The sequence below is a fragment of the Pseudomonas sp. SM4 genome (assembly GCF_051913165.1).
Taxonomy (GTDB): Bacteria; Pseudomonadota; Gammaproteobacteria; order Pseudomonadales; family Pseudomonadaceae; genus Aquipseudomonas.
The window spans coordinates 360404-379561 of sequence record NZ_JBODOE010000002.1 but is presented as its reverse complement, the minus strand read 5'-3'; the positions used below and the strand labels follow the sequence as shown (position 1 = coordinate 379561).

Genomic DNA, 19158 nt, shown 5'->3' with positions numbered 1-19158 from the left:
GAAACGAGGCTGCGATCCTCTGATCTTGCCTGTTAAAGAATCAAGGTCAAAAGATCGCAGCCTGCGGCAGCTCCTACGGGGGGAGAAGTGCTTTCCAGAGCCTTGTAGGACGATCAAACAAACGTTTCATCGGGTTAGTGGCAATTTGATTACTTTGTCAGTGCGTTCTTCTGTGCAATCAGTACAATCGGCGCATTTGCCCGGCCGAGAATGGACGCAGTACGGATCGGGTCGCCACGAGAATGCACATGCTCATCGGTAGTTATTCGTTCACCCTGGTTTTCATTTCGCTGTGCGTGGCGATCCTCGCGTCATACACCGCACTTGACCTGACCGGGCGCATTGCCACCGCCAAGGGACGTGCCGTGCATTTCTGGACGGCAGGCGGTGCGCTGGCCATGGGTGTCGGCGTCTGGTCCATGCACTTCATCGGCATGCTCGCCTTCAAACTGCCGATCGATCTGGGCTACGACATCACCATTACCGCGCTGTCGCTGCTGATCGCGGTGCTGTCCTGCGGGTTTGCCTTGTGGCTGGTCAGCCAGCCGAAATTGCCGATTTTGCAGCATGCATTCGGCGCCTTGATCATGGGCGCCGGCATCAGCGCGATGCATTACACCGGGATGGCCGCCATGCGCATGACGCCCGGGATCGACTATGACCCGGCGCTGTTCGGCGCGTCCTTGTTGATCGCCGTCGGTGCTTCGGCCGCCGCCCTGTGGATCGCCTTTCGCCTGCGCCAGCATTCGCCCTATGTGCGCCTGATTCGCGCCGGGGCAGCGGTGATCATGGGCATCGCCATTGTCGGCATGCATTACACCGGCATGGCCGCCGCGCAGTTTCCCGATGGCAGCTTCTGCGGCGCCACCCTCAATGGTCTGAAAGGCAACGGCCTCGACAGCCTGGTGCTGATCACCACGCTGGCGGTGCTGTCGATCGCATTGCTCACATCGATCCTCGACGCACGCCTCGAAGCGCGCACCGCCGATCTGGCGCACTCGCTGACGGTGGCCAACCGCGAACTCACGCAACTGGCGCTGCACGACACCCTGACCGGTCTGCCCAATCGCATGCTGCTCGATGACCGGATCACTCAGGCGATGAAAAAAGTCCATGAGCAGGGCGGCTGTTTTGCCTTGATGTTTATCGATCTGGACGGATTCAAACCGGTCAATGATGCTTTCGGCCACCACATGGGCGATCAGTTGTTGCGCGAAGTGGGCGTGCGCCTGCGCGAAGATTTGCGCAGCCTGGACACCCTGGCGCGGATTGGCGGCGACGAGTTTGTGCTGTTGGTGCGCCTGACCGAACCCAATGATGCATTGGGTCTGGCGGCGCGTCAGGTGGGCCTTATTGCGCGGCCGTTCCGTGTTGCCGAACATGATTTGCAGATTTCCGCCAGCGTTGGCATTGCTCTGTACCCGGGCAATGGCCTGAACGCTCAGGAACTGTTGATGAATGCCGACGCGGCGATGTACCACGCCAAGGGGCTTGGCAAAAACGGTTACAGCTTCTTTGACGCGTCGATGAACAATAACGCGCGCAAGCAGTTGCAGCTGTTGCAGGACCTGCGCGCGGCACTGGAACACAGCCAGTTCAGCTTGTATTACCAACCCAAGTTCAACGCCGCCACGGGTAACCCGGTTGGTGCCGAAGCACTGTTGCGCTGGCAGCATCCGCTGCACGGCATGCTCATGCCGGACAAGTTCATCGAGCTCGCGGAGAAAACCGGCCTGATCATCCCGATCGGCGAATGGGTGCTCAACGAGGCTTGCCGGCAGATGCGCGAGTGGTACGTGCTGGGTTACACCGATTGGCGTATTGCGGTGAACCTGTCGGCGTTGCAGTTCTGCCATGCCGGGCTGGTACAAAGCGTTGCCAAGGCGCTGGCTACGCATCATTTGCCGGCCAACAGCCTGACCCTGGAAATTACTGAAACCACGGCCATGAGCGACGCTGACGCGAGTATGACGGTGTTGCAGGAGTTGTCGGACATGGGCGTCGACCTGTCCATCGACGACTTTGGTACCGGTTATTCGAGCCTGATGTACCTCAAGCGCCTGCCGGCCAATGAGCTGAAAATTGACCGTGGTTTTGTCCGCGATCTTGAGCACGACAGTGATGATGCGGCGATTGTGTCGGCGATTGTCGCGCTGGGTCAGGCACTGGGTTTGCGTATTGTCGCCGAAGGTGTTGAAACCGGCGTGCAGCAGGACTTCCTGACTCAGCTTGGCTGTGATTCGTTGCAGGGTTATCTGCTCGGGCACCCGATGCCGGCGGAACGCTTCATGCAAGACATCGTGCGCGGCAAGGAACTGTCAGCAGTCTGAGGTTTATTGTGGTGAGGGGTTTTGCGTGGGCGGTTCTGCTGCCAACACAGCCCATGCAAAACCCGTCAAGGGCGGTTATTCTTCCCCCCGACTGTTACGTGTGCATTGGGGGGAAAGGCCAGCATGGATAAAGTCATTGTGATCACCGGTGGCGGGCGCGGGATCGGCGCCGCTACGGCGCTGTTGGCTGCCGAGCAAGGTTATCGGATCTGCATCAATTACCAGCAAGACGAACAGGCCGCGCAAAGCGTGCTGGAACAAGTCCGTGCTCTGGGCGCACAAGCCATTGCGGTCCGCGCCGACGTCAGTATCGAAGACGAAGTGGTCGCGCTGTTTCACCGGGTCGACACCGAATTGGGCCGCGTCACCGCACTGGTGAACAATGCTGGCACCGTCGGACACAAATCTCGGGTCGATGAAATGTCCGAATTCCGCATCCTCAAAATCATGAAAACCAATGTGCTGGCGCCAATCCTCTGTGCCAAGCACGCGATCCTGCGCATGTCGCCCAAACACGGCGGGCAGGGCGGCAGCATCGTTAACGTCTCCTCGGTAGCCTCGCGACTGGGCTCGCCGAATGAGTACGTCGATTACGCCGCCTCAAAAGGCGCGCTGGACTCGTTTACCATCGGTTTGTCCAAGGAAGTGGCGGGCGAGGGGATTCGCGTCAATGCGGTACGTCCGGGGTTCATCTATACCGATTTCCACGCACTGAGTGGCGATCCGGATCGGGTCAGCAAGCTGGAGTCAGCGATTCCGATGGCCCGTGGGGGGCGGCCGGATGAGGTGGCGGAGGCGATTGTCTGGTTATTATCGGATAAGGCTTCGTATGCGACCGGGACGTTTGTTGATCTCGGTGGCGGGCGTTAATTTTTTAAATCTATGTGAATAGTTGCGGCGCCATCGCTGGCAAGCCAGCTCCCACAGGGATCTTCAGCGTACACAAAATGTGTGAGCGACCAAGAAACCGGTGGGAGCTGGCTTGCCAGCGATGAAGCCCGCGCATTCAACATCGAGTTATCAGAACGACCGCACGATCCGCCCCAACGTCTCCATGGCCTTTTCCGAATCCTCGGTCCACGGGCTGCCGTAATTAAGGCGAATACAATTCCTGAAACGCTGCGTCGGCGAAAAGATCGGTCCCGGTGCGATGCTGATGCCCTGCGCCAATGCCATCTGAAACAGCTTCAGCGAATCCATCTGTGGCGGTAATTCCAGCCACAAAAAGTAGCCCCCCGCCGGTTGGCTGACCCGTGTCTGTGCCGGGAAGTAGCGGGCAATCGCGGCGAGCATCGCGCTCTGTTGTTCTTCCAGTGCATAACGCAATTTGCGCAGATGCCGGTCGTAGCCACCGTGTTGCAGGTAGTCGGCAATCGCCGCTTGCGCCGGCATCGAGGCGCACAGCGAGGTCATCAGTTTCAGTCGTTCGATTTTCTGTGCGTAACGCCCGGCGGCCACCCAACCGATGCGGTAGCCGGGGGCGAGGCTCTTGGCGAACGAGCCGCAATGCATGACCAAACCTTCGGTGTCGAAGGCCTTGGCCGGTTTCGGTGCCTGCTGGCCGTAATAAAGCTCGGCGTAGACGTCGTCTTCGATCAGCGGCACCTGATGGCGGCGCAGCAGTTCGACCAGTTCCTGTTTCTTCGCCTCAGGCATGGTCGCGCCCATCGGGTTCTGGAAACTGGTCATGCACCAGCAGGCCTTGATCGGATGACGTTCCAGGGTTTGCGCAAGCACGCCGAGGTCGATGCCGTCGCGCGGGTGCACGGGGATTTCCACGGCTTTGAGTTTCAGCCGTTCCAGCACTTGCAGGCTGGCGTAAAACGCCGGGGCTTCGATGGCCACCAGATCGCCGGGCTCGGTCACCGCTTGCAGGCAAAGATTCAGTGCTTCGAGGGCGCCGTTGGTGATCAGCAGTTCTTCCATCGGCAGCATCAGGCCGCCGACCATGTAGCGCAGGGCGATCTGGCGGCGCAGTTGCGGGTTGCCCGGCGACATGTCGGTGACAACCATGCGCGGGTCCATCTCGCGGGCGGCGCTGGCCAGCGAACGCGACAGGCGTTGCAGCGGGAACAGCGTCGGGCTGGGGAACGCCGAGCCGAAGGGTACGGTGCTTGGGTCCTTGATCGATTCCAGTACCGAGAACACCAGTTCGCTGACATCGACTTCGGTGGAGTCATTGACGTGACTGCTGATGACGGGCTCGGAAAACGGGCTTGGCGCGTGGGTGTTGACGAAGTACCCGGAGCGCGGCCGGGCACGAATCAGGCCACGGCGTTCCAGCAGGTAATATGCCTGGAACACCGTGGACGGGCTGACGCCGTAGGTCTGGCTCGCGTAACGCACCGAAGGCACGCGCTGGCCGGGGCCGAGGACGCCGGAGCGGATCAGTTCAGCGATGTCGTCGGCGAATTTTTCGTAGCGTTTCATCGAGGAGCCTTGGTGCTGGTTGATGATGAGGTGTGTCAGGAGAACTGCCCCTCACCCTAACCCTCTCCCAGAGGGAGAGGGGACTGATTGGGGGATGCTTGTGAACTACACCGACCTGAAAGTGCTTTGCTGAATCCATAATCGACTCGGCCTGAACATGCTTTGCTGAATCCATAATCGACTCGGCCTGTCAGGTCGATGTATAGCGACAGACACCTCGGTCGGCCCCCTCTACCCCTGGGAGAGGGCTGGGGTGAGGGAGCGGATTCTAACGGCTCAACGATTCATCGGCGCCACAAACCTGCTCTTCGCCACGCTGTAAACCTCGGGCTCATCGCTGTCGGCGATCTTGAAACTCAAGGTCTGCGAGCTGCTGGTCGGGCGTTCGGTGGTCATCGCCACCGACACCGGCACGTCAACGATCTCGCCCGGCGCCAGACTCAGTTCAGTCTTGCCTTGTAGCTGGAAGCCGTCGCCGTCCACCAGGCTCAAGTTGTAAGTCTGGCGTTGTTGGGTCTTGTTGATGACTTTGAGGCTATAGATGTTTTCGATCTGGCCCTGACCGTTCTCGCGGAATAACCCACGATCCTTGGTCACGTCCAGCGACACCATCGGCCGCTCGACCAACGCCAACGCCAGAGCGCCAATCATTGCCAGCAGCACCACGGTGTAGCCGATCAGTCGTGGCCGCAGCAGGTGCGTCTTGCCACCCTGCAACTCGCGCTCGGAGCTGTAGCGGATCAAGCCGCGCGGGTAGTTCATCTTGTCCATGATCGAGTCACAGGCGTCGATGCACGCGGCACAACCGATGCATTCCATCTGCAAGCCGTCACGGATGTCGATGCCGGTCGGGCAGACCTGCACACACAACTGGCAGTCGATGCAATCGCCGAGGCCTGCTTCGAGCGGTTTTACATCACGTTTGCGCGGTCCACGGTTCTCGCCACGGGCGACGTCATAGGAAATCGCCAGGGTGTCCTTGTCGAACATCACGCTCTGGAAGCGCGCATACGGGCACATGTGCATGCACACCGCTTCACGCAGCCAACCGGCGTTGATGTAAGTGGCCGCGGTGAAAAACAGCACCCAGAACAGGCTGACACCGCCGATCTGCAAGGTCAGCAGCTCTTCGGCCAGTGGCCGGATCGGGGTGAAGTAGCCAACGAAGGTCAGGCCGGTCATCACGCTGATCGCCAGCCACAAGGTGTGCTTGGCCGCACGCCGCGCGAGTTTGTTCAGGCTCCACGGTGCGGCTTGCAGTTTGATGCGCTGGTTGCGCTCACCCTCGGTGATCTTTTCGCACCACATGAAGATCCACGTCCACGAACTCTGCGGGCAGGTGTAGCCGCACCAGACCCGGCCAGCGAACACGGTGATGGCGAACAGGCCGAACGCGGCAATGATCAGCAGCGCCGAGAGCAGGATGAAATCCTGTGGCCAGAAGGTCGCGCCGAAGATGTGGAATTTGCTTTCGGAAAGGTCCCAGAGCACTGCCTGCCGGCCACCCCAGTTCAGCCACACGGTGCCGAAGAACAGCAAAAACAGAAACCCCGCGCCACTCATGCGCAAGGTGCGAAACAGACCGGTGAAGCTGCGGGTGTGAATCTGGTTGTCGCTGGATTTGGCCGTCGCCTTCATTGGGCGTGCGGGCACACTTTTTATAGTGGGAGACGCTTCTACGGTTCGGACGGGGATTTGTTCGCTCATGGTTATTCGCTCATCAGCCTCCATCAGGCCAGAGCACTATGAGCGTCGATCTGTTTGCATAACAGACTCAGGTATTTCAATAAAAAGCGGATCAGATGGCTTTTCGCACAGCGCCTGCGTCAACTTGAAGCAGCCCGCAGACAAAGGCGCAAATGCCTATCGCAGACGTTTGCGCCGGGTGTTGATCCGGGTCAGTCAAATCACCGAATCACTCTCGTCGGCCTTCAGGTGCTTGCGACCGTCTCTGGCACCGGCAACGGTCAAGGCGTCGGCCTCGGCTTCGGTGATGTAAACGCGGCGGCCTTCTATTTCAACGAAAGACATGGCTTTGTCGCTATCTGTCCTGACTTCAAGGGTGTCGCAAATGCGAATTTCCTCACCATTTTCGACGGTGAAAAAACACACTTTTTGCTCGGGATTGGATTCATCGACTCGCAGAGGCATGGCGGCAGTCCTTTTTTCAGGGGTATCTGCAAGGTTAGGGCGCGCGCTTCGCTGATCGTTCTGCGCAACTGATTAATGGTCGCCGCTGTCCATCGTCTATGAGCCAATAACAAGGACTGCACGATGAACGCGTGGTGGCATGAAGTGTGGGCAACCCTGCAAGCGGAATTCGCCGACGTCGGCGATGCGTCGCAGCTGACGCGCATTACCGTGCGCCTGCTGATGGCGGCGATTCTCGGCGGGATTCTCGGGTTTGAGCGTGAGCACAAAGGCAAGGCCGCCGGGGTGCGCACGCACATGCTGGTGGCACTCGGCGCGGCGCTGTTTGTGCTGGTGCCGCAAACTTCAGGGGCGGAGTCCGATGCGATGAGCCGGGTGCTGCAGGGGGTGATTGCCGGGATCGGTTTCCTCGGCGCCGGGACTATTTTGAAGAACCCGGAAGGCGACGAAGGTCACGTAAAGGGCCTGACCACAGCGGCTGGGCTGTGGATGACAGCGGCAATTGGCGTGGCGGCAGGGATGGGCAAAGAGGCGACGGCGTTGCTCAGTACCTTGTTGGCGTTGGGCATCTTCAGCGTGATGCCACGGATCGTGAAGTTTTTCGAGAAGGAAGAGCAGAAGACGGATGACCACTGATCGCTCCTGCGCCGGCTGATCATTCCCACGCTCTGCGTGGGGATGCCTCAATGGACGCTCTGCGTCCGCTTGGGGACGCGGAGCGTCCCGGGCTGCATTCCCACGCCGAGCGTGGGAACGATCAGGTACCTGAGGGGTGGCGGATTCAGAGGATCACGGGGGGCATGGTCGTTGGTGGTTCTTCCTTGGGCGGTGGTGTGGTGCCTGGTGGTTCCTGCTCGGGAATCGGTTGCGGTTCGGTTTCGGGCAGGGTGGGTTTGTCGATGTTCGGATCGGGTGTTTCGGCCGGGATCGGGATGTTCATCGGTGGACCTCCGTGTGGCACATGGCGTGAGAAGTGCTTAAGTGGATTGACCACCTCGTGGCGAATTCGATCCGCTTTTCTGTAACGGCAATTTCATCTGAACTTTTCCCGGGGCAGGTCGCTCGGAACCTAAGTGAGTTCATTCCGGACGGGCGTTCGATTGCGAACGCTGAACCGGCACAAGAGCGTCCTTTGGGCGTTAAGGAGAGATGCTCAATGACTGCTGAAACCCCCTCAGAACTGAGCTACAACCCGCACATCCCGCTATCGCAGGCCTTGTTGTTGCCACGCATCGCCATTGAAAACACCCAGCCGACCCTCGATGGCGGCCAGTTTGCCGTCAAGTCGATTGCCGGACGCGAAGTTGTGGTCACCAGCAAGGTGTTTGCCGATGGCCACGACAAATTGGCCGTGCGCATTCGCTGGCGCGAGGAAGGCGAGGAGACCTGGCAAAGCGAGGTCATGTCCGATCAAGGCAATAACGGCTGGCAAGGCCAGTTCCGCCCTGAGCATCAGGGCCGTTTCCTCTATTGCATCGAAGCGTGGATCGATCACTTCGCCAGTTTCCAGTACGAGCTGGAGAAGAAACACACCGCCGCCGTACCGGTTTCGCTCGAGTTGCAAGAAGGCCGGACGATGGTGCAACAGGCCGCCGAACGCAGCGAAGGCCAGCTCAGCGAACAGCTCGCCGCGCTGCACCATGAACTGTCGGGGTTGCTCGAAACCGAGCAGGTCGCGCTGTTTCTGCACTCGCGCAGTGCGCAATTGATGGCCGAGGCCGATCACCGCGCCTACTTGAGCGTCAGCCCTGAATTCCCGGTAGACGTCGAGCGTGAGCTGGCCGAGTTCGCCAGTTGGTACGAGCTGTTTCCACGCTCGATCACCGATGACCCCAAACGTCACGGCACCTTTAATGACGTGCACTCGCGCTTGCCGATGATCCAGGACATGGGTTTCGACGTGTTGTACTTCACGCCGATCCACCCGATCGGCCGCGCGCATCGCAAGGGTCGCAACAATTCGCTGAGCGCTGGCCCGGATGATCCTGGCAGTCCGTATGCGATTGGCAGCGAGGAGGGTGGTCACGAGGCGATTCACTCGCAACTCGGTACTCGCGAAGACTTCCGTCGACTGGTGGCGGCGGCTGCCGATCATGGTCTGGAAATCGCTCTCGATTTCGCCATTCAGTGTTCTCAGGATCACCCGTGGCTCAAGCAGCATCCGGGCTGGTTCAACTGGCGCCCGGACGGCACGATCAAATACGCGGAAAACCCGCCGAAGAAATATCAGGACATCGTCAACGTCGACTTTTACGCGCCGGATGCGATTCCGAGCCTGTGGGTCGAGCTGCGCGACATCGTCATCGGTTGGGTCGAGGAGGGTGTGAAGATCTTCCGCGTCGACAACCCGCACACCAAACCGTTGCCGTTCTGGCAATGGTTGATTGCCGATGTGCGGGCGTTGCACCCGGAAGTGATCTTCCTCGCCGAGGCGTTCACCACGCCGGCGATGATGGCGCGGTTGGGCAAGGTCGGGTACACGCAGAGTTACACCTATTTCACCTGGCGCAACACCAAGGCCGAACTGGCCACGTACCTCACCGAGCTGAATGAATCGCCGTGGCGCGAGTGCTACCGGCCGAATTTCTTCGTCAATACGCCTGACATCAATCCGGCATTCCTGCATGAGTCCGGGCGTCCGGGGTTCTTGATCCGCGCGGCGCTGGCGACCATGGGCTCGGGCCTGTGGGGCATGTATTCCGGGTATGAACTGTGTGAAGCGGCGCCGGTGCCGGGCAAGGAGGAATACCTCGACTCGGAGAAATACGAGATCCGCGTCCGCGACTTCACCGCACCGGGCAACATCATTGCCGAGATCGCCCAGCTCAACCGCATCCGCCGACAGAACCCGGCGTTGCACACGCATCTGGGCCTGAAGGTCTACAACGCCTGGAACGACAACATTCTGTACTTCGGCAAGCGCAGCGCCGATGGCAGCAATTTCATTCTGGTCGCGGTCAGCCTCGATCCGCATAACGTACAGGAAGCGAATTTCGAACTGCCGCTGTGGGAAATGGGCTTGCCGGACGATGCGACGACCCATGGTGAAGATTTGATGAACGGACATCGCTGGGACTGGCATGGCAAATACCAGTTCATGCGCATAGACCCGGCTTACCAGCCGTTCGGCATCTGGCGAATCACCACCGATTGATGCACGCCTAACCCAATGTAGGGGCTGCCGAAGGCTGCGATCTGTTGATCTTGCTTGCAGAAAACAAAATCAAAAGATCGCAGCCTTCGGCAGCTCCTACACAGGAATTGAATAGAATTCAGCAGGAGTTTCACATGGCGAAGAAACCCAAGGCAGCCACCTTTATCAAAGACCCGCTCTGGTACAAGGATGCGGTGATCTACCAGGTTCACGTAAAATCGTTTTTCGACTCCAACAATGACGGGATCGGCGACTTTCCCGGCCTGATCGCCAAACTCGATTACATCGCCGAACTCGGCGTCAACACCATCTGGCTGTTGCCGTTCTATCCCTCGCCACGTCGTGACGACGGCTACGACATCGCCGAATACCGTGGCGTACACAGCGATTACGGGACCATGGCCGATGCCAAGCGCTTCATCGCCGAGGCGCATAAACGTGGTTTGCGGGTGATCACCGAGCTGGTCATCAACCACACCTCTGACCAGCACCCGTGGTTCCAGCGCGCGCGCAAAGCCAAGCCCGGCTCGGCGGCACGGGATTTTTACGTTTGGTCCGATGACGATCAGAAATACGACGGCACGCGGATCATTTTTCTCGACACGGAAAAGTCCAACTGGACCTGGGACCCGGTCGCGGGCCAGTACTTCTGGCACCGTTTCTATTCGCACCAGCCCGATCTGAATTTCGATAACCCGCAAGTGATGAAAGCCGTGCTCTCGGTGATGCGTTACTGGCTGGACATGGGCATCGACGGCCTGCGCCTCGACGCCATTCCGTACCTGATCGAGCGCGACGGCACCAACAACGAAAACCTCCCCGAGACCCATGACGTCCTCAAGCAGATTCGCGCCGAAATCGACGCCAATTACCCCGACCGCATGCTGCTCGCCGAGGCCAACCAATGGCCGGAAGATACCCAGCTGTATTTCGGTGACACCGACGCCAGCGGCTTGAATGGCGACGAATGCCACATGGCGTTCCACTTCCCGCTGATGCCGCGCATGTACATGGCGCTGGCCCAGGAGGATCGCTTCCCGATCACCGATATTTTGCGCCAGACCCCGGAAATTCCCGCCAATTGCCAGTGGGCGATTTTTCTGCGCAACCACGATGAATTGACCCTGGAAATGGTCACCGACAAAGAGCGCGACTACCTGTGGAATTACTACGCCGCAGACCGCCGCGCACGGATCAACCTTGGTATACGTCGACGCCTGGCACCGCTGATGGAGCGCGACCGTCGTCGTGTCGAGTTGCTTAACAGCCTGCTGCTGTCGATGCCCGGCACGCCAACGTTGTATTACGGCGACGAGATCGGCATGGGCGACAACATCTATCTCGGCGACCGCGACGGCGTACGCACGCCGATGCAGTGGTCGATCGACCGCAATGGCGGCTTCTCCCGCGCCGATCCGGCAAGCCTGGTGCTGCCGCCGATCATGGACCCGCAATACGGTTACCTGTCGGTCAACGTCGAAACCCAGGCCGGTGATCCGCATTCGTTGCTCAACTGGACACGACGCATGCTCGCCGTTCGCAAGCAGTCCAAGGCGTTCGGTCGCGGCACGTTGAAAATGCTCTCGCCGAGCAACCGCCGGATTCTCGCGTACACCCGCGAATTCACCGACGCCGACGGCAAACACGAAATCATCCTCTGCGTGGCTAACGTGTCGCGCAGCGCGCAAGCGGCGGAACTGGACCTGTCGGCGTACGTCGGCATGGTGCCGGTGGAGATGCTCGGCGGTAACGCCTTCCCGCCGATTGGCCAGTTGAATTTCCTCCTGACCCTGGCGCCGTACGGTTTCTACTGGTTTGCGCTTGCCACGGAAAATCAGATGCCGAGCTGGCACGTGGAACCTGCGCAGAGCCTGCCGGACTTCACCACGCTGGTGTTGAAAAAACGCATGGAAGAGCTGCTCGAAGCACCGTCCCGCGCGACGCTGGAGCAAAACATTTTGCCGAGCTGGCTGCAGAACCGTCGCTGGTTCGCCGGCAAGGACGCGGCCATCGACAAGGTGAATCTGGCCTACGGTGTGCGCTTTGGCGACGCCCAACATCCGGTGCTGCTCAGCGAAATCGAGGTCACCAGCGCTGGCCAGACCAGCCGTTATCAGCTGCCGTTCGGTTTTATCTCCGAAGATCAGGTCGGCCCGGCGCTGCCGCAGCAACTGGCGTTGTCGCGCGTTCGTCGCGTGCGTCAGGTCGGTTTGATCACCGATGCGTTCAGCCTCGAAGCGTTTATTCGCGCCGTGCTGCAAGGCATGCAGAACAACACCGTGCTGGAATCAACCGAGGGCGAGATCCGTTTCGCACCGACGGCGCAACTGGAAAAACTCGGCCTCGGTGCCGAGTCGGAAGTGCGCTATCTGTCGGCTGAGCAATCGAACAGTTCGGTGGTGATCGGCAACAGCCTGGTGCTCAAGCTGATCCGCAAAGTGGCTTCCGGCGTGCACCCGGAACTGGAGATGAGCGCGTACCTGACCGAGGCCGGTTTCGAGAATATTTCTCCATTGCTTGGCTCGGTGATTCGTCGCGATGCCCAGGGCGAAGACAACTTGCTGATGATCGCCCAAGGCTATCTGAGCAATCAGGGCGACGCCTGGGAATGGACGCAGAACAACCTCGAACGGGCACTGCGCGATGAACTTGCCGATGCCATGTCCGAGCAGGAGCAGCATTACAACGCGCTGGGCGAATTGAAGGATTTTGCCAGCATGCTCGGCCAACGCCTCGGCGAGATGCACAACGTGCTCGCGGCACCGACCGACAACGCTGATTTCGCCCCACAGGTGTCCACCGCCAAGGACATGCAAGCGACGGCCAAGGATATTGCTGCTCAAGTCGAACACGCGCTGAAGTTGCTCAAGCAGCATCAGGGCGAACTCAGTGCGGCGGATCAAAAGCTGGTGAAACGGCTGGTCGACGAGAAAAAAACCATCCTCGCCCATGTGCAGGATCTGGCGAAGAAAGCCACTGGCGGCTTGCGCATTCGCGTGCATGGCGATCTGCACCTGGGCCAGGTGCTGGTGATCAAAGGCGATGCCTACCTGATCGACTTTGAGGGCGAACCGGCGCGGCCATTGAGTGAGCGCCGAGGCAAACACAGTCCGTACAAAGATGTCAGTGGTGTGCTGCGCTCCTTCGATTACGCGGCGGCGATGACCATCAACGTCCACAACGTCGACCACAGTGCCGAGTCCGAAGACGCCCGCCGTCGGGTGGCGGAACGCTATTTGCGTGAAGCGCGTGAAGCATTTGTTCAGGCATATCGCCGCGCGGCAGCTAGTCTTGATCATGCTTGGCAAGATCCTGAAGGGGCCGACGCTGCGCTGGCATTGTTCGGTCTGGAGAAGGCGGCCTATGAAGTGGCCTATGAAGCCGAAAATCGCCCCACGTGGCTGCCCGTGCCGTTGCACGGTTTGTATGGGTTATTGACGGGGCTTAAACCCTTTTCCGATCTTGGTGGAGAGTAGTCATGAGTTTCTCGAACAAGGAACAGGGTCAGGTCAAAGAAGCATTGCTGCCTTCGGCGAAAGATATCGATGCCTTGGTGCGTGCTGAACATCACGATCCTTTTTCCATTCTTGGCCCGCATGGCGATGGCGCTGGCGGGCAATTCATTCGCGCTTATCTGCCCGGTGCGTTGAGCGTTGTGGTGCTGGACAAGGACAGCGGCGAAGAACGCGGCCCGCTGGAGCAAACCGAAACGCCGGGGCTGTTTGTCGGCCATTTCGAGCAGGCGCGGCCGTACCAGTTGCGCACGCGTTGGGCCGGTGGCGAGCAGGTCGCGGAAGATCCGTACAGCTTCGGCCAGTTACTCGGTGAAATGGATTTGTATCTGTTCGCCGAGGGCAATCACCGCGACCTCAGCGCCTGCCTTGGCGCGCAGCTGAAAACTGTCGATGGCGTCGACGGCGTACGGTTTGCCGTGTGGGCGCCGAATGCCCGGCGCGTGTCGGTGGTCGGTGATTTCAACGTCTGGGACGGCCGTCGCCATCCGATGCGCTTGCGTCATCCGTCCGGGGTCTGGGAGTTGTTTATCCCGCGCCTGCAAGCGGGTGAGTTGTACAAATATGAAATTCTCGGCGCCCACGGGATCTTGCCGCTCAAAGCTGACCCGATGGCGCTGGCCACCAGTCTGCCGCCGGACACCGCTTCGAAAGTCGCCGAACCGCTGCAAATCGACTGGCAGGATCACGACTGGATGAACAGCCGCCGTGACCGTCACAAGCATTCGGCGCCATTGTCGATCTATGAACTGCACGCCGGTTCCTGGCAGTGCGAGCTGGATGATCTGGGCGAAGTGGCGCGCCAGTACACCTGGCCGGAATTGGCTGAGCGGCTGATCCCTTACGTCAAGGAACTGGGCTTCACCCACATTGAATTGATGCCGATCATGGAGCACCCGTTTGGCGGTTCCTGGGGTTATCAATTGCTCTCGCAATTTGCCCCGAGTGCGCGCTACGGCTCGCCGGCGCAGTTCGCGGAATTCGTCGACGCCTGCCACCGGGCGGAAATTGGCGTGATCCTTGACTGGGTGCCGGCGCATTTCCCGACCGATGCTCACGGCATGGCGCAGTTCGACGGCACCGCGCTGTACGAATATGGCAATCCGCTGGAAGGTTTCCATCAGGATTGGGACACGCTGATCTACAACCTGGGGCGCACCGAAGTGCACGGCTATATGCTGGCCTCCGGGCTGCACTGGTTGAAACATTTCCATGTCGATGGTTTGCGCGTCGATGCGGTGGCCTCGATGCTGTACCGCGACTATTCGCGCAAGGCGGGCGAGTGGGTGCCGAACCGTCACGGCGGGCGGGAAAATCTGGAAGCCATCGATTTTCTCCGGCACCTGAATGACGTGGTGGAGCTGGAAGCACCGGGCGCCCTGGTGATCGCCGAAGAATCCACGGCGTGGCCGGGCGTCAGTCAGAGCACCCAGCAGGGCGGCCTCGGTTTTGCCTACAAGTGGAACATGGGCTGGATGCACGATTCGCTGCATTACATTCAGCAGGATCCGGTGTACCGCGCGCATCACCACAATGAGCTGAGTTTCGGCCTGGTCTACGCCTGGTCTGAGCGCTTCATCTTGCCGATCTCCCACGATGAAGTGGTGCATGGCAAACACTCGCTGATCGACAAGATGCCCGGCGATCGCTGGCAGAAGTTCGCCAATCTGCGGGCTTATCTGAGCTTCATGTGGACGCACCCGGGCAAGAAGCTGTTGTTCATGGGCTGCGAATTTGGTCAGTGGCGCGAGTGGAATCACGATCAGCAGCTGGATTGGTATCTGCTGCAGTATTCCGAGCACAAGGGCGTACAGAAACTGGTCGGCGACCTTAATCGACTGTATCGCGAGGAGCCAGCACTGCACGATCAGGATGACGCGCCACAGGGGTTCCAGTGGCTGATTGGCGATGATGCGATCAACAGCGTTTACGCCTGGCTGCGCTGGAGCAAGGACGGCAAACCGGTGCTGGTGGTGGCCAACTTTACCCCGGTGCCGCGTCAGGCCTATCGCGTGGGCGTGCCGTTTGCCGGGCGTTGGACAGAGCTGCTCAACAGCGATGCCGACACCTATGCCGGTTCCAATTACGGCAATGGCGGCGGGGCGTTTACCGAGGAAGTGCCAAGCCATGGCCAGTCGTTATCCCTGGAACTGAACCTGCCGCCATTGGCGGTGTTGATCCTCAAGCCTGAGGGTTGATCCAAGGCGCTGCAAAACCTGTGGGAGCGGGCTTGCCCGCGATGAGGCCGTCACTTTCAGCATTTTTGGTGACTGACACGCCGCCTTCGCTGGCAAGCCAGCTCCCACAGGGATCTTCGGTGATCTGAAGCTCACCAACGCATGCGCACACCCAGGCTGCCAATCAGGCCATTCAAATCGTTGTCGTCGACATCGCTGCTGTAATCGGCACTCACGTACAGACTCACCGCCGGTGTCATGCGCGCCACCAGTCCCAGGCCCAATTCAACGGTCGACGACTTGCGACTGCTGCTGATCTTGTCGACCTGATCGAGCGTCACCGTATTGCCGGTGTACACCGTGTGCCAGAGGTTGGTGCGCACGTACGGTTCGACCGGCAGACCGTTCAAGTCGTAACTGCCTTTCAGCCGGGCACCGACACGACCGCTCCAGGCGGTCAGGTCTGTTGATGAGGCATTCCCCGATCCGGCATACGGCGTGTCGAGCGTTATGCGCTGGTTGATCAGTTGCGCCTGCGGTTCCACCACCCAATTTTCACTCAAGCCAATCGGAAAACCGCCTTCCACCGAAAAGGTCAGCGCGCTGCCTTCAGTGGCTTGCCGCGCGCCTTGTTCGTTGCGGCTGAAGCCGCTGACGCGGCCACCGCTGGCGGACAGGTCGACGTGCCAGCCTTGCGCGCCGGTCAGGCTGTAATAGGCGCCGAGGCTCTGCCCTTGCAGGTTGAGGGTGTCGGTGGTCGGATCGCTTTGGGCGCGACTGGTGAGCAGGCCGTTGCCGTTGGCTTGAATCTGGTTGAGGCCGCCGATCAGGCCGATGGTCTGGGTATGACCGCTGCCACTTTGCAGAGTCAGGATCGCCGGACCTTTGAAGTCGCCACTGCCAGGCATCGCAAAACCCGAGGACAACACATCGTTTTGCGCCTGCCGGGCAGGGCGTCCGTAGAGCTGATCCCAGGCATTCGGTGCGAGGTCTTCAGTGATCAGGTTGGCGCCACGCACGTCCGGCCGTGAGCTGAAGCGTTGCTGATCGGGAGTGATGACGGTCGCTGGCAAGGTCATGACCGGTACGTCCGCGCGATACCACGGCGTGGTTTCATCCGCCGCAGGACCGGCCTGCGCCTCCATGGATGAGCACAGCAAGATAGAGCTCGACACTGTGCAGAACGTGATTTTGATCTCGTGTGGGGTAATTGAAATTCTCATGGAGGTCTACCTTGCAAGCGCATGCATTCTCTCTGTGTGGCGTCTCTCCTACCCCGAACGAGGGGCGACCGAATGGAGCGGGGCGAACCGTGGCCGCTCGATTTCGCGAGTGTCCGAAGGCTCGCCCCGGGCAGTGATTCCGGGGGTAGTAAGGTAGAGATAAGAAGAGTCGCGCGTGCTCGTCAAGAAATTGAACGATGAGCGGTAGTGGCAAAACGGGGTTTGCAAGCGTTTGTTTTTCTGCACATAACTAAGTGGTTGTTTGTATGGAATATCGAAGGAAAGCCTCGCCATACGGAGGTTTTATTGCCGACGGAAGGTCTGCCAGCAGATGCAAACCCCCATATGGCCGATCTCTCCGTGTAGGGCGTTGCTGTCAATATTTCGTCCAGGCAACCTCAAGATTACAGGTGAACTTCAACCGCCAGCGGCAGGTGATCGGAGAGATGCGTCCACGGCTTGTTGCCGAGGATACGTGGGTCGTGGCTGCTGGCATTGCGCAAGTAGATGCGGTCCAGTCGCAGCAAGGGGAAACGTGCCGGGTAGGTCTTGGCCGGGCGGCCATGATGGCGTTCGAACGCTTCGTGCAGATAGTCACGGCGGGAGAGGGCAGCGTTGCCCTGCAACTGCCAATCGTTGAAGTCGCCGGCGATGATCACCGGGGCATCGTCTGGCAGGGATTCGAGCAATTGGCAGAGCAGTTGCAGCTGCAACTGGCGATGGCTTTCGAGCAGGCTCAAGTGTACGCAGATCGCGTGGACCTCGGCATGCCCCGGTACGTCCAGCACACAGTGCAGCAGGCCGCGGCGTTCGGGGCCGGTGATCGACACGTCGAGATTACGGTATTCGCGAATCGGGTATTTCGACAGCAGGGCATTGCCGTGGTGACCGTTGGGGTACACGGCGTTGCGTCCGTAAGCGAAATCGCTCCACATGCTGTCGGCGAGAAACTCGTACTGCGAGGTTTGCGGCCATTCGTTGTAACGGCTCGAATGACGTTCGTGCTCACCCACCACCTCTTGCAAAAACACCAGGTCGGCGGACGTGCTGCGCACGGCTTCGCGCAGTTCCGGCAAGATGAAACGCCGGTTGAGCGCGGTGAAACCCTTGTGCGTATTGACCGTCAGCACGCGCAGGCGATGAATGCCGGGCGCATCGTTAAGGTGACGCTTGGGATCGCTGGACACGTGCACTCCTCTGAATCTGTCTGCTTATTCATGCGACTGATGCAGAGGCCCGGCAGTTCCTTTTCATACCCATCCGTGTAGGAGCTGCCGCAGGCTGCGATCTTTTGATCTTGTTTTTAGCAGCCAACTTCAAAAGATCGCAGCCTTCGGCAGCTCCTACAGGGGGGCTGTTGGTTTTTTAGAGGAAGACGATTTCGTAGGGCTGGCGCATGCGTTCGAGCACCATCGGCGACAGTTTGGCTGCAAGGCCCAGTGCCGGTTCGTCGCTGAGCTGGCTGGCGTAGGCATGCGTGGCGTGGCTTTTGCGCGCGACGGTCCAGGTGTCGAGGCGAATTTTGCGGGCGCGCTCCCAGGGGATCAACTTGTGCTCGCGCTCCGGCCAGTGCCAGGCCCAGATCGGCACATCGTGAAAGGTCGCCCCGGTCAGTTCCGCCGCTCTGGCGCTGGCTCGTCCGACGGCTTCATGGTCGTTGTTGCCATCACCACGCCAAGTGCTGAACACCACGTCGCCGGGGCGCAAGTAACGGCTGATGAATTCAGTCAGTTGCGTTTCCTGATCCATCAGGCCGCTGTCGTTGAAACCACCGCGCACCCATTTCAGGCTGTGCATGGGCAGGCCCAGACGGCGCAGGGCTTCGACGCTTTCCTGGGGGCGAAACACGCTCAGGCGTTTTTCCGACCACTGCCGCGAACCGGGATGGCTGGCGCTGCCGTCGGTGATCGAGAGTAATTGCAGGGGATGGCCGAGGTTGGCCAGTAACTGCAGGAGACCGCCGGATGTCACCACTTCATCGCCGGGGTGCGGGGCAATGACCACGGCGCGCGCACCGGGCGGGACCAGACTGCGGGTATTGATGACGGGAATGTTGTCGAGTTGCGGGGCGCTGTTCCATATCTGCGCTGGCTGCCCGCTTTCGCTGAGGGATAACAGTTTCATGGGTGCGACGTCCTTGTAGTGTCTCGCCCTCAGTCGCGCACGCAGACATAAAAAGCC

The 19158-nt window shown here is 59.8% G+C and carries 13 protein-coding genes; 6 read left to right on the top strand and 7 right to left on the bottom strand.

What is annotated here, in order from left to right:
* Positions 1 to 248 precede the first annotated feature (248 nt).
* Together ACQ4MY_RS04665 and ACQ4MY_RS04660 are read left to right on the top strand one after the other, a co-directional pair.
* Positions 249 to 2330, top strand: coding sequence for a putative bifunctional diguanylate cyclase/phosphodiesterase (locus ACQ4MY_RS04665; RefSeq protein WP_440094015.1), 2082 nt, complete (start codon positions 249 to 251; stop codon positions 2328 to 2330).
* Between the two features lie 123 nt (positions 2331 to 2453).
* A complete protein-coding gene (locus tag ACQ4MY_RS04660; RefSeq protein ID WP_008087201.1) occupies positions 2454 to 3200 on the top strand; it encodes an SDR family oxidoreductase in 747 nt (248 codons plus the stop codon).
* A gap of 150 nt (positions 3201 to 3350) precedes the next feature.
* On the opposite strand, the gene mapR is transcribed toward ACQ4MY_RS04660, so the two are convergent.
* The 3 genes from mapR to ACQ4MY_RS04645 form a co-directional block, all read right to left on the bottom strand.
* Positions 3351 to 4760 (bottom strand): GntR family transcriptional regulator MpaR, encoded by a 1410-nt coding sequence (gene mapR, locus ACQ4MY_RS04655; RefSeq protein WP_008087199.1) that lies wholly within the window; start codon positions 4758 to 4760, stop codon positions 3351 to 3353.
* 276 nt (positions 4761 to 5036) lie between these two features.
* Complete coding sequence (gene ccoG / locus ACQ4MY_RS04650; protein ID WP_440094014.1) at positions 5037 to 6467, bottom strand: cytochrome c oxidase accessory protein CcoG; 1431 nt, start codon at positions 6465 to 6467, stop codon at positions 5037 to 5039.
* A 195-nt stretch (positions 6468 to 6662) separates the two neighbouring features.
* Positions 6663 to 6911, bottom strand: coding sequence for a DUF3203 family protein (locus ACQ4MY_RS04645; protein WP_008087195.1), 249 nt, complete (start codon positions 6909 to 6911; stop codon positions 6663 to 6665).
* Between the two features lie 123 nt (positions 6912 to 7034).
* Between ACQ4MY_RS04645 and ACQ4MY_RS04640 the strand changes: the two genes are divergently transcribed.
* Positions 7035 to 7547 carry an MgtC/SapB family protein gene (locus ACQ4MY_RS04640; RefSeq protein WP_158835580.1) on the top strand — a complete coding sequence of 171 codons (513 nt, stop codon included), beginning with the start codon at positions 7035 to 7037 and terminating at the stop codon, positions 7545 to 7547.
* A gap of 145 nt (positions 7548 to 7692) precedes the next feature.
* Here the strand turns inward: ACQ4MY_RS04640 and ACQ4MY_RS04635 are convergent, their stop codons facing one another.
* Positions 7693 to 7851: a hypothetical protein gene (locus tag ACQ4MY_RS04635; protein ID WP_008087190.1), complete on the bottom strand. Its 159-nt coding sequence runs from the start codon at positions 7849 to 7851 to the stop codon at positions 7693 to 7695.
* A gap of 216 nt (positions 7852 to 8067) precedes the next feature.
* Here ACQ4MY_RS04635 and ACQ4MY_RS04630 point away from each other — a divergent pair, with 216 nt between their 5' ends.
* From ACQ4MY_RS04630 to glgB, 3 genes are all read left to right on the top strand, one after another.
* Positions 8068 to 10065 carry an alpha-1,4-glucan--maltose-1-phosphate maltosyltransferase gene (locus tag ACQ4MY_RS04630; RefSeq protein ID WP_440094011.1) on the top strand — a complete coding sequence of 666 codons (1998 nt, stop codon included), beginning with the start codon at positions 8068 to 8070 and terminating at the stop codon, positions 10063 to 10065.
* A gap of 134 nt (positions 10066 to 10199) precedes the next feature.
* Positions 10200 to 13541 carry a maltose alpha-D-glucosyltransferase gene (gene treS, locus ACQ4MY_RS04625; protein WP_440094009.1) on the top strand — a complete coding sequence of 1114 codons (3342 nt, stop codon included), beginning with the start codon at positions 10200 to 10202 and terminating at the stop codon, positions 13539 to 13541.
* 2 nt (positions 13542 to 13543) lie between these two features.
* Positions 13544 to 15775 carry a 1,4-alpha-glucan branching protein GlgB gene (gene glgB, locus ACQ4MY_RS04620; RefSeq protein ID WP_440094008.1) on the top strand — a complete coding sequence of 744 codons (2232 nt, stop codon included), beginning with the start codon at positions 13544 to 13546 and terminating at the stop codon, positions 15773 to 15775.
* 131 nt (positions 15776 to 15906) lie between these two features.
* On the opposite strand, the gene ACQ4MY_RS04615 is transcribed toward glgB, so the two are convergent.
* From ACQ4MY_RS04615 to ACQ4MY_RS04605, 3 genes are all read right to left on the bottom strand, one after another.
* Positions 15907 to 16977, bottom strand: coding sequence for an autotransporter domain-containing protein (locus ACQ4MY_RS04615; RefSeq protein ID WP_440094006.1), 1071 nt, complete (start codon positions 16975 to 16977; stop codon positions 15907 to 15909).
* Between the two features lie 404 nt (positions 16978 to 17381).
* Positions 17382 to 18164, bottom strand: coding sequence for an endonuclease/exonuclease/phosphatase family protein (locus tag ACQ4MY_RS04610; protein ID WP_158835242.1), 783 nt, complete (start codon positions 18162 to 18164; stop codon positions 17382 to 17384).
* 178 nt (positions 18165 to 18342) lie between these two features.
* On the bottom strand, positions 18343 to 19101 hold the full coding sequence (locus ACQ4MY_RS04605) for a PIG-L deacetylase family protein (protein WP_008084139.1): 759 nt from the start codon (positions 19099 to 19101) through the stop codon (positions 18343 to 18345).
* Between the last annotated feature and the right edge of the window lie 57 nt (positions 19102 to 19158).